At 62.0% G+C, this 13,566-nt stretch carries 11 protein-coding genes; 5 read left to right on the top strand and 6 right to left on the bottom strand.

Features of this window, described 5'->3' with window-relative positions; all coding sequences use genetic code 11:
- Window positions 1-33: 33 nt before the first annotated feature.
- Complete coding sequence (locus tag NR193_RS11780; RefSeq protein WP_256750997.1) at window positions 34-3,000, top strand: caspase family protein; 2,967 nt, start codon at window positions 34-36, stop codon at window positions 2,998-3,000.
- 40 nt (window positions 3,001-3,040) lie between these two features.
- On the opposite strand, the gene NR193_RS11775 is transcribed toward NR193_RS11780, so the two are convergent.
- On the bottom strand, window positions 3,041-4,018 hold the full coding sequence (locus NR193_RS11775; RefSeq protein WP_256750996.1) for a hypothetical protein: 978 nt from the start codon (window positions 4,016-4,018) through the stop codon (window positions 3,041-3,043).
- A gap of 245 nt (window positions 4,019-4,263) precedes the next feature.
- On the opposite strand from NR193_RS11775, the gene NR193_RS11770 reads away from it, so the two are divergent.
- Window positions 4,264-5,160, top strand: coding sequence for a hypothetical protein (locus NR193_RS11770; protein ID WP_256750995.1), 897 nt, complete (start codon window positions 4,264-4,266; stop codon window positions 5,158-5,160).
- A gap of 22 nt (window positions 5,161-5,182) precedes the next feature.
- Entirely contained in the window at window positions 5,183-6,367 is a 1,185-nt protein-coding gene (gene glf, locus NR193_RS11765) for a UDP-galactopyranose mutase (RefSeq protein ID WP_256750994.1), read from the top strand.
- Window positions 6,368-6,406: 39 nt separating this feature from the next.
- Here the strand turns inward: glf and NR193_RS11760 are convergent, their stop codons facing one another.
- A complete protein-coding gene (locus NR193_RS11760; RefSeq protein WP_256750993.1) occupies window positions 6,407-7,399 on the bottom strand; it encodes an NAD-dependent epimerase/dehydratase family protein in 993 nt (330 codons plus the stop codon).
- Between the two features lie 723 nt (window positions 7,400-8,122).
- Here NR193_RS11760 and NR193_RS11755 point away from each other — a divergent pair.
- On the top strand, window positions 8,123-8,896 hold the full coding sequence (locus tag NR193_RS11755; RefSeq protein ID WP_256750992.1) for an NAD kinase: 774 nt from the start codon (window positions 8,123-8,125) through the stop codon (window positions 8,894-8,896).
- 192 nt (window positions 8,897-9,088) lie between these two features.
- Window positions 9,089-10,681: a DEAD/DEAH box helicase gene (locus tag NR193_RS11750; RefSeq protein WP_256750991.1), complete on the top strand. Its 1,593-nt coding sequence runs from the start codon at window positions 9,089-9,091 to the stop codon at window positions 10,679-10,681.
- 173 nt (window positions 10,682-10,854) lie between these two features.
- Here NR193_RS11750 and NR193_RS11745 read toward each other — a convergent pair whose 3' ends face one another.
- From NR193_RS11745 to NR193_RS11730, 4 genes are all read right to left on the bottom strand, one after another.
- The gene (locus NR193_RS11745; RefSeq protein ID WP_256750990.1) at window positions 10,855-11,463 is read right to left on the bottom strand and encodes a hypothetical protein; all 609 of its coding nucleotides are present in this window, start codon (window positions 11,461-11,463) and stop codon (window positions 10,855-10,857) included.
- A 260-nt stretch (window positions 11,464-11,723) separates the two neighbouring features.
- Window positions 11,724-12,374 carry an OmpA family protein gene (locus NR193_RS11740; RefSeq protein WP_256750989.1) on the bottom strand — a complete coding sequence of 217 codons (651 nt, stop codon included), beginning with the start codon at window positions 12,372-12,374 and terminating at the stop codon, window positions 11,724-11,726.
- A gap of 162 nt (window positions 12,375-12,536) precedes the next feature.
- Entirely contained in the window at window positions 12,537-12,905 is a 369-nt protein-coding gene (locus NR193_RS11735; RefSeq protein WP_256750988.1) for a GFA family protein, read from the bottom strand.
- Between the two features lie 133 nt (window positions 12,906-13,038).
- On the bottom strand, window positions 13,039-13,416 hold the full coding sequence (locus NR193_RS11730) for a hypothetical protein (RefSeq protein ID WP_256750987.1): 378 nt from the start codon (window positions 13,414-13,416) through the stop codon (window positions 13,039-13,041).
- Between the last annotated feature and the right edge of the window lie 150 nt (window positions 13,417-13,566).

The raw sequence follows: 13,566 nt of genomic DNA, 5'->3' as shown, positions 1-13,566 counted from the left end.
ACCGCCGCGGCCTGCAGGGCTTGGATCAAGGTCATGCGCCTATTTCTGGCGGCTGTGCTGCTGATGACCATGGCGCTCTTCTCCGTCGCGCGCGGCGAGGAGCGTTTCGCGCTCGTCGTCGCCAACCCGGCCTATGACAATGCGCCGGCCATCGCCAACGCCGAGATGAGCGCCGAACTCGTCGCGACTTGCCTGCGGTCGCTTGGCTTCACCGTCCTGCAGGTGACGGACGGCGACCGCGCCGACGTGGCGCGTGCCATGTATGATTTCGCCAAGTCGCTCGCCGCGCCCGATGCCGTCGGCATCTTCTACTATGTCGGCCATACGGCTCAGGCCAATGACAGGAACTATCTGCTGACGCGCGGCACGCGGACCGATTCAAGGGAAGCGGTAGACCAGACGGCATTGCCTCTCGATCTGTTCACGCAAGCGCTCGAGGCCACACCGACATTGAAAGTGGTTCTGCTGGATAATCCCGGCGACGGGTACAACCCTACCCCGGGCGTGATGCAAGGGCTGGCGGCTGTTGGTCCGCAATCCAATGCCATCGTCGTCTATTCCGCCAAGCCGGAAAGCGTCGCGTTGAACGAAACCGGGCCGGTCACGGTGTTTGCCGATGCGCTCACGGCTGCGCTAACCAGGCGGGGCATGGACATCGGCACCATGCTCGCCTCGGCCGCGCAGACCGTCACGGACAGGACATCCGGTGCGCAGCAGCCGTGGGTGGCATATGGCCCGTCGGCAGACAGGAATTTCGTGTTGATGGCGGATGTGCCGGCCCCTTCCGCACCGGCGCCGGCCGCAGCGCCGCCTGCGCCCGTTGAAGCGCCGCCGGAGGCGGCCGCGCCCGAACCCACGCCGGTGCCTCCGATGACAAGCGGCTTCGGCGGGGGTGGCTACGATTCCGGGGGTGGCGGCTGGGGCACCGGCAGCAGTGACTATGGCAGCTTCGATGGCAGCGGCCAGGAGCCCACTCCGATGGACGTCGCGCCAGGTTCCGGCAATCCGGATGCCTGGACGGGCGAAAGCGCCGATGAGGCCGCCACGTCCGAGGAATACAAGCGCCAGGAGTTGCAGCGCCAACAATATGAGGAACAGGCTCGGCGACAATACGAAGAGCAAAGGAAATATCAGGAAGACGCGGCCAAGGCCGCAGCCGCGGCGCAGAGCAATCTTGGCGACACCTATCCGAAGGACGGCGGCGCCGCCGGCACGGAGCCCGTCCCGCCACCGGCCACTGAGCCACCTTCCCCGTTGCCCGATGTGGCGGCCGATGCGCCGCTGGAGGTGCCTCCCGGCGCGATTTCCCCAGCCGTCGACAACAATGCGATCGAGGTCGTGCGCCATCCCACCATCGATGCGCCCGACGACGTGATGGCCGGCGAGACGGTGACCGTTTCGATCGCGCTGACCGAAGAGCAATTGACGCCGGAGGTGAAGGTGAAGGCTGCTCCGGGCTCGTCGGTGACGGCCGACGGTGCCTTGGCCATGGCAATGCCGGCCGGGGCCGAGCAATGGCCAATCGATATCGATCTCTTCGCTTCCGGCTTTGACCTTGCCGATGGCGGCAAATGGAGCCGGCGGACGACGCTCTACCGCGAAGGCGACAGCGACGTTGTCCGCTTCGACCTCAAGGCGCGGCCCATTGCGAAAGACAGCAAGCCCGGCCAGTTCATCGCCCGTATCTACAGCGCCGGACGGTTCCTGGGATCGGCATCGCGACCCGTTGTTATTCGTCGAACAGCGTCCGTTGAAGCCGGCGCCGAAGGTGCCACCGCCAATCGCGCTGCCGCGCCGCTGATGCTGGCTTCCGTGCCGCCGCAGCAGGCGGTGACAGGCGATGTCACGCTCGGCAGTGCCAACAGCGATGACGTCGCCGATCTCGATGTCACCATTCTTTATGATGACCCAAGCGGATTGGGTCCGGGCCAGATCATCATCCATTCGCCGCACCTGGCTGGCCCGGTGACCGATACATTCTCCACGCCGCCGCAGATGGCGGCATGGCTGGACTCCGAATACCGCCGCCTGTTGCAGCTCGGCATGAGCCTGCGCGGCGCGGTGTCGCTCCAACAGCCTGCCACAAGCAGCGATCCGGAAGCGCAGAAACGTTTTGTCACGCTGGCCGCCGAAGGTTTTGGCGATGCGCTCTACCGGGACTATGTGCCCGAGGCGTTCAAGGATGTGTTCTGGTCGCTGCGCGACAGGGGTGAACTGCATTCGATCCAGATCACCTCGAACAGCCCCACTCTGCCCTGGGAGCTGATCCGCCCGAAAAGTGGCGACGGAGCCACCCGCGACGGCTTCCTTGGCATGAGCTACCGGCTGGCGCGTTGGGCACCGCGCAGCACGTCCTCGCAGGTCGACAATCCGCTTGACCGGATGGCGTTCACCGGCGTCGCGGCCGTCGCGCCCTCCTATGTCGACAAGCAGTCGCTGCCGTTCCAGGAGGTCGAGATCGACGCGCTGAGCAAGCTTGCCGGCTACCGCCGCTTCGATGGTGATTTCGTCTCTTTCGAAAGGTTGGTCGGCGAGGTCTCGACCGGCTTCATCCATTTTTCCGGCCACGGCGAGGTCAATCAGCCAAGCAGCGGCCGGCCGGTCTTTGCCATCGATCTCGTCGACCAGTCGCTCGATCCCGACACGTGGCGCGCGCTGGTCGCGGCCGCGCATGGCAAGGGCAACCCCTTCTATTTCTTCAACGCCTGCGACACCGGCAAGTCGCAGATGCTCGGCGGCTTCGTCCAGGGCTGGGGCCCGGCGGTGCTGGCCGGCGGCGCGTCCGGCTTCATCGGCGGCATGTGGCCGCTGACAGACCGCGCCGCGGCCGCCTTCTCGAGCGATTTCTACGGCGGCATCAGCGCCCGACTCAAGGATGGACCGGTTTACCTGGCCGACATCCTACAAAGTGTGCGCAAGCGCTTCTATGAAACCGGCGATCCGACCTACCTTGCCTACACGTTCTACGGCAATGCCAACCTGGAGGTGGTAGCGCAGTGAACCGCAGGTTGGCGGGAGGAACCGGGCCGAAGCTTGAGCGTCAGCCGGAATTGGCTGCCGGAAGTGAGATCGTGTAGCGCGGTGGTGTCGATGCCCTCCGGCCTCTTCTCCACTGCTTAAACCTGTCTCTCAAGCGAATCGGAGGTTTCTCGTAGATTGGCGGAGCCAGGCCGGTGAGCCCATAGTAGCCGTCGAGAATATTGGTACGCAGCAATTGGCGTTCCTGCGGATAGAAGCTGAAATGCGCAACGATCAGGTCGCCAAAAATCTTGCCCGGCCGATCCAGTTTCATCGGCAGCGTTGCCGACAGCCACTCTTCCTCATCGCCTGACGGCGGGTGAAAGCGGTCCCCCAGACTGACGATGTCTGATCCGAAAAACCCGAGGGCGTTGATCGAAAACCGCGACAGCCTGATCTCCCGGTCCGGCACGCGGAAGTCATCAAGCCGGTTGGTCCGGACCGCTTCGATGAAGACCGGATGAAGCGCCTGCGGGAAGCTGGCATGGGCCCAGGAGAATTCGCACGAGGCCTGACAGGTGAGCGGGCCATCCACCAGAACCCGGGAAAGCTGCTTGATCAGTGAATTGCAGATGGCGTTGTTGATGATCAACGGCGCGTACCAGATCGCCGATCCTCTTTCAGCCATGACCCTTGCCATGAACTTTTGAAAGAAGCCGTCCTCGACAAAAACCACATCGTCATCGAGGCGCAGGTAGAAAGCTTCGGCATCGTCGCAGAAACGATAGAAATCGCCGATGACATTGAACCCGCCATCGGCATGTGGGAGTTTTTTGATCCTGCAACGTGGATCGGAAGCGGCCAGTCGTTCCAGGTAAACCCGATCGGCTTCGTTGCGACAATTGTCCCAGAGGTGCCATTCATGCACTTCGGGGCTCTTCAGAACATGGTGGCTAAGCAAGCGAAGATATTTCTCGCGGCCGGCTGGGGTGACAACAATCAGCTTCATGGAATGCTCGTCTCGTATTAGCGGCGCATCTAACTGGCGCATCTTGATCATCGGCAACTGTCACAATGACAGCGTGATAGTTCATCGCTGCAGCAGCCATCGGCATGGCAGGCTTCGAGCCTATCGCTTGGAGTTCTATAATGAAGTGGGTCGAGATGTACCGTCTCGACGCCCTAATAGTACTGCCAGGACATCCCGTCCAGTCATGCCGGGAACAAGTCTCCCGCATAGTGGCCCTTCGCATTCATCCAGCTTTGGTGTAGGGGCTCGCCACGACGCACAACTCCGGACCAAGCATGACTGTCGAAAGCAGACCTTTGACGAATGCAGCTCGCAATCTCGTCGTCGTCAGGGCCGATGACAACTCTCTTCATCGCGGATGGGGGGCGGACGATCCTCGCTGTGAATTCGATTTGATAGTCAGCTACTATGGCAGCGATCCGTCAGCGTTTCGTCTGCCTTGTGAAAACCGTGTCGATTACAAGGGCGGAAAATGGGACGGCATACACGCTCTGTTCGCAGAGCGGCCCGAACTGCTAGATCACTACCGATATATCTGGTTCCCGGACGACGATATCGAGGCCGACCGGGCGACCATCGAAGCTTTGTTCGTCAATATGCGCCGGTTCGACCTGCACGTCGGCCAGCCAGCACTGACGCTGGATAGCTATTACACCCACCTGCCGTTTCTTCGCTGCAAGAGTTTCGAATTTCGCCTGATCGACAAGATCGAGGTCATGGCTCCCTGCATAAGGTCCGACATCGTGGCCAAGATGCTACCGCTTTTCGAACACTCCATGGGCGGTTTCGGTCTCGACTCCTTGTGGACGCGGCTTGCCGTACGAAACCTTGGAACATCAGCCGTATTCGACGCCTTACCTGTCCGCCATACGCGGCCAGTTGGAGTTCACTTGGCTACCACGATGCTCGGGTCCGGCCACACGGCGGAGTCGGAACTCCGCCAACTCGGGTTGCGATATGGATTTGGCGAGTTCTTTCCCCTGTCTTACGAGGCCGTTGATCTCAAAGGCAGGCGTTGGCGATCGCGGCCGATTATCGGCTTGCGCATGGTGGCTGACTATGTTCTGGGCCGAAGAGCCTTTCGTCAGCTGCACAAGTGGAAAAGGCGACTTTGGCACCTGCTGCGCAGGCAGTATTCCAAGGCGGTCGAACTGTCTCAGATCAAACTCTAACCATAAGTCGGCAGATCCGGGAATGGACAAGAACCTGCTCAGCGAAGCCGACATTCTCATTGTCGGCGCGGGCTTTTATGGCGCGACGCTCGCCGAGCGCATCGCCACGCAACTCGGCCGGCGCGTGCTGGTGATCGACCGGCGCCGACACATCGGCGGCAATGCCTACACCGAACAGGATCCCGCCACCGGCGTCGAGATCCACCGCTACGGGCCGCATCTGTTCCACACATCCAACGAAGAGGTCTGGAATTATCTGCGCGGCTTCACCGGCTTCACGGCCTATCGCCATCGCGCGTTTTCGACCTATCGCGACAAGGTCTATCCGCTGCCGATCAACCTGGCCACGATCTGCCAGTTCTTCGGCAAGCGGCTGAGCCCGGACGAGGCGCGCGGCATGATCACCGAGCAGGCGGCGGAACTCGGCGAGCGACCGCCCGCCAATCTCGAGGAGAAGGCGATCTCTCTGGTCGGGCGTCCGCTCTACGAGGCGTTCATCAAGGGCTACACCGCCAAGCAATGGCAGACCGACCCGCGCGAATTGCCGGCGCAGATCATTGCCCGCCTGCCGGTCCGCTACACATTCGAGGACGGCTATTTCAACGACCGTTTCCAGGGCCAGCCTCTGGATGGCTACACGGCGATCTTCGAAAAGATGCTCGCGCACGAGCTCATAGAAACGCGGCTCGGGATCGACTTCTTTGACATCAAGGCCTTGCTGCCAAAGGACCTGCCGGTCGTCTATACCGGTCCGATCGACCGTTATTTCGACTATTGCGAGGGCGAGCTTGGCTGGCGGACCATCGACATCGACCTCGAGGTCATGAACACGCCGGACTATCAGGGCACGGCGATCATGAATTATGCCGACGAGGCCGTGCCCTATACCCGCGTGGTCGAATACCGGCATTTCAACCCGGAACGCCAGCACAAAACCGACAAGACACTCATCGGCCGCGAGTACTCCCGTTTCGCGCGCCGCGCCGACGAGCCCTACTATCCGATCGACACACGCAACGATCAGGCGATCTACCGCCGTTACCTCGACCGGGCCGCCAACGAGAAAACGCTGCATCTCGGCGGCAGGCTGGGCACATACCGGTATCTCGACATGCACCAGGCGATCGCCGCGGCCCTCAAGGCCTTCGAAACCGTCTTTGAACCCCATTTCGCGGGTAAGCCGGATTCCCTTTCACGCTCGGCGTGAGCGGTTGATCCTGGAACGCGCCGAAGGCCTCCCGGCGCATCAGCCCGTCGAAGCCACGTTGCTTGCGGTGGCAATCTGCTGGCTCGCGGTGGCAATCTGCCGGCGAAACCATTCGAAGGTGCGCTGGATGCCGTCCTGATAGCTGGTCCTTGCTTCCCAGCCTGGAAGAACACGCCTCGCCTGGGTCAGATCCGGACACCGGTTTGTCGGGTCCTGGGGAACCGGAGGATGGTGCTGGATGCGGCTGCCCGGGACAAGCGAGCTGACGAACTTGGCCGTCTGCAGAACCGAAACCTCGTGATTGTTGCCGATGTTCAGGGGACCACGGTGCGTGATGCTGTCGCGCCAGAAGAAACGTTCCAATCCATCGACGATGTCGTCGACATAACCCCAGCTGCGCGATTGGGAGCCATCGCCGTAGACGGTGAGGACGCCCGTTGTCAGGGCCTGGCTGACAAAGTTCGAAATGGCGCGGCCGTCATCGATGCGGGTTCGCGGCCCATATGCGTTGAACAGCCTCACAACACGAACATCGAGCCCGCTGACGCGCTGCTGCTCGAACAAAAGCGCCTCGGTGCAGCGCTTGCTTTCATCGTAGGAGGCCCGAGGACCGGTGCAGTCCACGGAACCCCTGTAGCTCTCGGGTTGCGGGGAAACCAGGGGGTCGCCGTAAACTTCCGAGGTCGAGGCAAAGCAGAAACGACCACCGGGCCTGAGCAAGGCCAGAAGATTGAGCGCGCCTCCTATGTTGGCCTTGATCGTGCGCGCCGGCTCGCGCATGTACCATACCGGCGAAGCCGGTGATGCGAGATGTATGATCTCATCGAAGCGCTGAATGGATGCGAAGCTTTCGGCGTCGGCAATCTGCAGGCTGAAACGCGGGTCGGCGACATGCGCGATGTTGTCGCGCACCCCGGTCCACAGATTGTCGACGACGACCAGCTTCTCCACGTCGCTTCGCCGCAGCAGGCGGTCGACCAGATGTGAGCCCAGGAAACCGCAACCACCAGAAACCAACACGCTGCGCGACATGGAAAATTCCCCCTCCAGACACTCGGCTAGTCAACGAGCCGCAGGGCTTGTTTCCCAAGGGATACGAGGCCATCGCCACCGAATCCCAAAACCTTTCCGCCAGTCAATGCGCTCATCTACGCCGCGAAGGGCCACAAGCGCAACGAGCAAGCTCTGGCAATCCACACGGACGGGCGGCAGCCAACCGGCCTCTGTTTTGAGAAGAAAAGCTGCCGAGTGAGGTGCGGCTGGGTCCCGGCACGGAGCGCCACCGAAGCAATGATCGGGCAGACGATTGCTATCCTCAGGGGATCTACAGCGCCCTTTGCGGGCATGGCGTTCCGGCTGCATCACCGCAGCGCGACGCCGTGGGCTGGGGTCTGAAGCTCATTTCCTCGGACTGGCGCACCAACTCGGCGAAGACAAGAGCGAAACTTCCCAGCATCAGAAAGACGATGATCAGGCGTGTCACCGGCAACAGATTGGCCTCGACTGGCTAGGCCCCACGCCACCCGTCCAATGCCGGCTAACATGACCGGCCCGCCTTTACGAGAGTTTAAGCGCCGCCTTAACCATCACTTTCACCTGTCTCGCGACACGAAACGCGAGCCACCGAGATGGCGCCCTTTCTGCTTCACCCAAACAAGGGGCGGTCTCTCTTTGCAGACGTGCCCTGCCCATGCTACCCCGGCGCTGGCGCGGCCCGGCAACCTGCCGCAGCCGATCGCTCGCCATCGGGGAACCATGAGCACAGCCGCCAGCAGCATCGCCTTCGTCTCGTCCGACACAGCAGACGCCAAGGCGGCGCTGGAGAGCCTGTCGGCACGCTATGGCCAGTGCTCGGTCGCGGATGCCGGGGTTGTCGTTGCCTTGGGCGGCGACGGCTTCCTGCTGCAGACCTTGCGCGACACGATGGGGACGGGAAAGAAGGTCTACGGCATGAACCGTGGCACCATCGGGTTCCTGATGAACGAGTACCGTTACGGTGGCCTCACGGAGCGTATCGCGGCCGCGGTCGCCGAAACGATCCGCCCGCTGGAGATGCTGGCCGTCACCTCGGAAGGCGAAACGGTTTCGGCATTGGCGATCAACGAGGTTGCGCTGTGGCGCCAGTCCTATCAGACGGCCAAGATCCGCATCAGCGTCGATGAGCAGATCCGGCTCGAGGAATTGAGCTGCGACGGCGTGATGATCGCGACGCCGGCCGGCTCCACGGCCTACAATCTTTCCGCGCACGGGCCGATCCTGCCGCTCGACGCGCCGCTGCTGGCGCTTACCCCGGTCAGCCCGTTTCGTCCGCGCCGCTGGCGCGGCGCCCTACTCTCCAACAAGGCGACCGTGCGCCTGGAAATCCTCGAGCCGGAAAAGCGGCCGGTAAACGCCGCCGCCGACCACACAGAAGTCAAGGCCGTGACCTCGGTAACGGTGCGGGAATCGCCGACGGCGACGGCGACGCTGCTGTTCGATCCCAATCATTCCTGGAACGAGCGCATCCTGGCCGAACAGTTCCGTTACTGAGCCGGCACACAGACAAGCTGCCGGATTAAGCATCGCGATTAAGGTTACAACTTCACAATCGTGCCAATCCCGCCCGTTTGTGTTGACAAATCGCGGACTTGCGCCTAATCGCAATACCAATCTTGCAGGCGCGTGGCGCTTGCCGCGACAGACGCCGTTGCGCTTCCCCGAACCAGCCAAAGACAACAACACTTGTCCTCAGACACCACGACCGCTCAAGAAGCGTTGACCTTCGCAGACCTCGGCCTGTCGCCGAAGGTCCTTTCCGCAGTCACCGATGCCGGCTACACCCAGCCGACGCCGATCCAGGCCGGCGCCATCCCGCACGCCCTGCTCGGCAAGGATATTTTGGGCATCGCCCAGACCGGCACCGGCAAAACGGCGTCCTTTGTGCTGCCGATGCTGACTCGGCTGGAAAAAGGCCGGGCGCGCGCCCGCATGCCACGCACGCTGATCCTGGAGCCGACGCGCGAACTCGCGGCACAGGTCGAAGAGAATTTCATTCGATACGGCAAGAACCACAAGCTCAACATCGCGCTCCTCATCGGCGGCGTGTCGTTCGACGAACAGGACAAGAAGCTGGAGCGCGGCGCCGACGTGCTGATCGCGACGCCCGGCCGCCTGCTCGACCACCGCGAGCGCGGCAAGCTGCTGCTCAACGGCGTCGAGATCCTCGTCATCGACGAAGCCGACCGCATGCTCGACATGGGCTTCATCCCCGACATCGAGCGCATCTGCGAGATGATCCCGTTCACCAGGCAGACGCTGTTCTTCTCGGCGACGATGCCGCCGGAAATCACCAAGCTCACCGAAAAATTCCTGCACGCGCCGGTGCGCGTCGAGGTTTCGAAGGCGGCGTCCGCCGCAACCAACATCATCCAGCGGCTGGTCAAGTCAGGCTCGAAGCCTTGGGACAAACGCGAGACGCTGCGCAACCTGATGAAGGCCGAAGACGCTGAGCTGAAGAACGCCATCATCTTCTGCAACCGCAAGGTCGAGGTGTCGGAGCTGTTCCGTTCGCTGCTGAAGTACGATTTCGATGCTGGTGCGCTGCATGGCGACATGGACCAGCGGGCGCGCATGCAGATGCTGGCCAATTTCCGCGATGGCAAACTTCGCTATCTGGTCGCCTCCGACGTCGCCGCGCGCGGCCTCGACATCCCCGACGTCAGCCATGTCTTCAATTATGACGTGCCCATCCATGCCGAGGACTATGTCCACCGCATCGGCCGTACCGGCCGCGCCGGGCGCTCGGGCAAATCCTTCACCATCGCGACCAAAACGGACACCAAGTATATCGACGCCATCGAGCGGCTGATCGGCACCAAGATCGAGTGGCATGACGGCGACCTGTCGACGGTGGTCGCCAGCGAAGGCGAGGACGAGGCTCCGCGCCGTGGCAAAGGCGCGCCGCGCCGCGCCGGCCGCAAGGACGACGATCGCAAGGACAGGGGCGAGCGCAAGAGGGGCGGCGAACACCGCGCCGGACGCAGCGAGGACGTTGCGCCAGCCATCGTTGCACAGCAGCACGAGCAGCCTGACGTGGCTGAGACCGCCGTCGCCGAGAACGGTGAACGGCGCACGCGCAAGGACGCGATCCGCTCGGACAACACCGAGCGCAAATCCTCCGATCGCAACGAGCAGCGCGCACCTGAGCGCGGTGACACCAGGCCGCAGCGAGACAACAGCCGCCCTGCCCGCCAACGCCACCAGGAAGACAACGATGCCACCGTCGGCTTTGGTGATGACATGCCGGCCTTCATGCGGATCGTCGCCAAGGTCTGATCCCGGACCGCCTTCGAGGCAAGCCGGCCATCCGGCTTGCCTTATCAGTAAAGCCTCCTAAAGCGCGTCGCCTTCGAACGGATTCAGGTGACGCTTTAGGTCTTTGTTTCATGCATGTCGTGCTCCAAAACCGGGTTCACTTTTGGGCGACATGCATCAGCCTGGCTCACCCGTTACATCGGCCCAGGCATCATCTTGGTCGGCTTCTCCAACATCGGAAACTCGGCCTTGTTGCATTTCACGTTCGGGTTCGTCGGACTGAACATGCCGTTCGGATTGTCACTGAACAGCCAGGCGTGAAGATCGTAGTGGACGAACTCCCTCGGGATGAGCGGATAGTGTCCCTCCATCGGGCCCATGAAGGTTTGGCCAAACAGCTTCGGCGGCGCTTTGACGTCCGGCGTCAGCGGCACCAGCCATTCCACCCCGACCAACTTCAGGCCTTTCTTGGTAGGCTCGTAGATCAGCACGTTGGGCTTCATCGGGTCGAGTTTCTGGCCGACACTCGGAACGTTGACGAAATGGATACCCATGGCGCCTTTCGGGTATTCCATCGAGCCCGGTATCTTTTCTCCGCTGTAGTAGACGCAGCCTACCGTCGACAGATAGAGGTCGCGAACGGCGGCGGTGTAGTCCTCATATTTGGCGAGCGACTTTTTCAAGGCATCGATGTCTGCCTTGTTGGCTTCCTCGGCCCAGGCCGTGGCGACACCCAACCATGCGCCGACAATACTTGTTAAAACGAGGACGCCGGGGCGCCCAAGGCTGGCTGTTCTTGTCATGCATTCCTCCCAGATTTTCTGATCTGGCCGTGCAAGACCGAGGCGGAAAATGCTGATTGCGCGGCCCGTTGTACCGCCTCATCCCCTCCGGAACAGCGACGATGCTAGTCCTTTCGATGGCCGCCGGAAAGTAGTTATTTAGAACTAGCTAATTCTACGATGTGCGCCAATCTGAAGACTGCCGACGTCCGCTCAGTCGACGTCCGCTCAAACAAAAACGGCCCCACATGGGGCCGTTTCGCATTCGCTTGCCTAACAGATCAGGTGAGCGGCGACAGCTGGATCTCGACGCGGCGGTTCTGGGCGCGGCCTTCGGCCGTCGCGTTGGATGCGACGGGACGAGTCTCGCCGAAGCCGGTGACGGCGAAGCGGCGCTGATCGACGCCCTGACCGGCCAGATAATTGGCGACCGCCAACGCGCGACGCTGCGACAGATCGAAATTGTGCTGGTCGCCGCCAGTCGAATCGGTGTGACCGAAGACATCGACCGTGGTCTGTTTGAACTTCTTCAGCACCAGCGCGACCGAGTTCAGCACCTGGTAGAAGCCGGGCTTCACCGCATCCTGATCCGTGTTGAAGGTGATGTCGGACGGCATGTTGAGGATGATCTGGTCGCCGCTGCGGGTGACGCTGACACCGGTGCCCTCGAGCTGCCGGCGCAGCTCGGCCTCGTTCTGGTCCATTGTGGCACCGATGGCGCCGCCGGCCAGCGCGCCGATGCCAGCGCCGATCAGCGCGTTGCGGCGGTCATTGCCACCGGCAAGCAGCCCAAGGCTGGCACCCGCCAGAGCGCCAAGGCCCGCACCGGCGGCCGTGTTGGAAATCTTCTGGTCGCCGGTATACGGATCGGTGGTGGTGCAGGCGCTCACGAACAGAGCCGTCGCCACAACGACGAGCACGGTCTTCTTCATAGGATGGTCCCTCTCCAAGTCGCGCCTTGAGACGGCGCCAAATCAGCCCTTCCCGCGTCTTGTACATGAAATGCGGCAAAAAGCGGAACGGCAAAAGCGCCACCCGCGGCTTTTCCCCGAGGGACCAAATTGATCCGCAAAGCGCGGCATTGCCGTGTTGGGCTACCAGAGATTCTTGCCGTCGATGACCACCACTTCGACCTTGTCGAGATCGAAATCATCGAACAGCCGCGAATTGACGCTGATCTTGGGATTGTCGAAATCCGGCTTGCCAGTCGACCAGTCCGGTGTCTCCGTGAACGTGCCGCAGCCGCAGGTGGCGCAAAACCCATGCTTTACGGTTTTCGATCCCCACTCGTAGACAGAAACGTTTTCCGGCGGACTGGTGAGCTTGAATTGCGATGGCGTGTAGTAGGCCCACAGCGAACCGCGTTTCGAGCAGAATGAACAGGTGCATTGCGTCACCGTCTGCGGTGCTTGCGAAACCTCGAATGTCGTCGCCCTGCAATGACAGCTTGCCTTGATGGTCATCAACGAACTTCCTCCTGTCGCCCGCCGCCTCGCGCGGCAAGGGCAGCATAAAGGGGCGCTCCTGACAACTGTCCGTCAGCAATCTGGCTGGAGAACCTGGCTCCTCCCTGGCCTGGTCCAAACCAGAAGAGGCCTAGTAAGACGATGGCGGCACGAACAGGCAGATGGTCTTGCCGGCGTCGAGCCCGGCCTGATGCGCGCACCAATGGAATTCGCCGTCGGGCGAATCCTTGATCCGCCTGTCGCTGTAGGCCACCACCTCCCCCGTGTCCTTGATGACATAGCCCTCCGGGCGCTCGCTGATCGAAGTCTGCGACACCTCGTGGCAATCGTAGTTAGCGCAGCAGGCGAACGGGTAGCTCCAGCCTTGCGGCTTCGCCGAGGTCGGCTTGGCGTCATGCGCCAAGGCCGGCGCCATCAGCGCCAAGACTGCAAAGGTTGCGCAAAAGGGGAGGAGAAGCTGGCCAACCGATTGAACGGCAATGGCCGATCTGGACCTGGCGGCAAACATGGGAACGTTCCTTTCAAACGAGGTTCAAGCGTTTCGCTTGCCCCTTCCCAGAACGTGTCTTCCCCAGCGGCCGATCGTCAGCTTGCAGATATGCCGCGCCCGGCCATAAATGCTTTTGTCTCCCCTCAACGCCGTGATGGTGAGCCGAAA

The organism is Mesorhizobium sp. Mes31, assembly GCF_024519675.1.
GTDB lineage: Bacteria > Pseudomonadota > Alphaproteobacteria > Rhizobiales > Rhizobiaceae > Mesorhizobium.
Note: the sequence above shows the minus strand (reverse complement) of the source record. Positions and strands in the feature narration are given on the sequence as shown.

Bases quoted from the DNA above. Each gene is read 5' to 3' on its own strand.
- NR193_RS11780 (WP_256750997.1), top strand. From the start codon at position 34: ATGCGCCTATTTCTGGCGGCTGTGCTGCTGATGACCATGGCGCTCTTC.
- NR193_RS11775 (WP_256750996.1), bottom strand. From the start codon at position 4,018: ATGATCAAGATGCGCCAGTTAGATGCGCCGCTAATACGAGACGAGCAT.
- NR193_RS11770 (WP_256750995.1), top strand. From the start codon at position 4,264: ATGACTGTCGAAAGCAGACCTTTGACGAATGCAGCTCGCAATCTCGTC.
- glf (WP_256750994.1), top strand. From the start codon at position 5,183: ATGGACAAGAACCTGCTCAGCGAAGCCGACATTCTCATTGTCGGCGCG.
- NR193_RS11760 (WP_256750993.1), bottom strand. From the start codon at position 7,399: ATGTCGCGCAGCGTGTTGGTTTCTGGTGGTTGCGGTTTCCTGGGCTCA.
- NR193_RS11755 (WP_256750992.1), top strand. From the start codon at position 8,123: ATGAGCACAGCCGCCAGCAGCATCGCCTTCGTCTCGTCCGACACAGCA.
- NR193_RS11745 (WP_256750990.1), bottom strand. From the start codon at position 11,463: ATGACAAGAACAGCCAGCCTTGGGCGCCCCGGCGTCCTCGTTTTAACA.
- NR193_RS11740 (WP_256750989.1), bottom strand. From the start codon at position 12,374: ATGAAGAAGACCGTGCTCGTCGTTGTGGCGACGGCTCTGTTCGTGAGC.
- NR193_RS11735 (WP_256750988.1), bottom strand. From the start codon at position 12,905: ATGACCATCAAGGCAAGCTGTCATTGCAGGGCGACGACATTCGAGGTT.
- NR193_RS11730 (WP_256750987.1), bottom strand. From the start codon at position 13,416: ATGTTTGCCGCCAGGTCCAGATCGGCCATTGCCGTTCAATCGGTTGGC.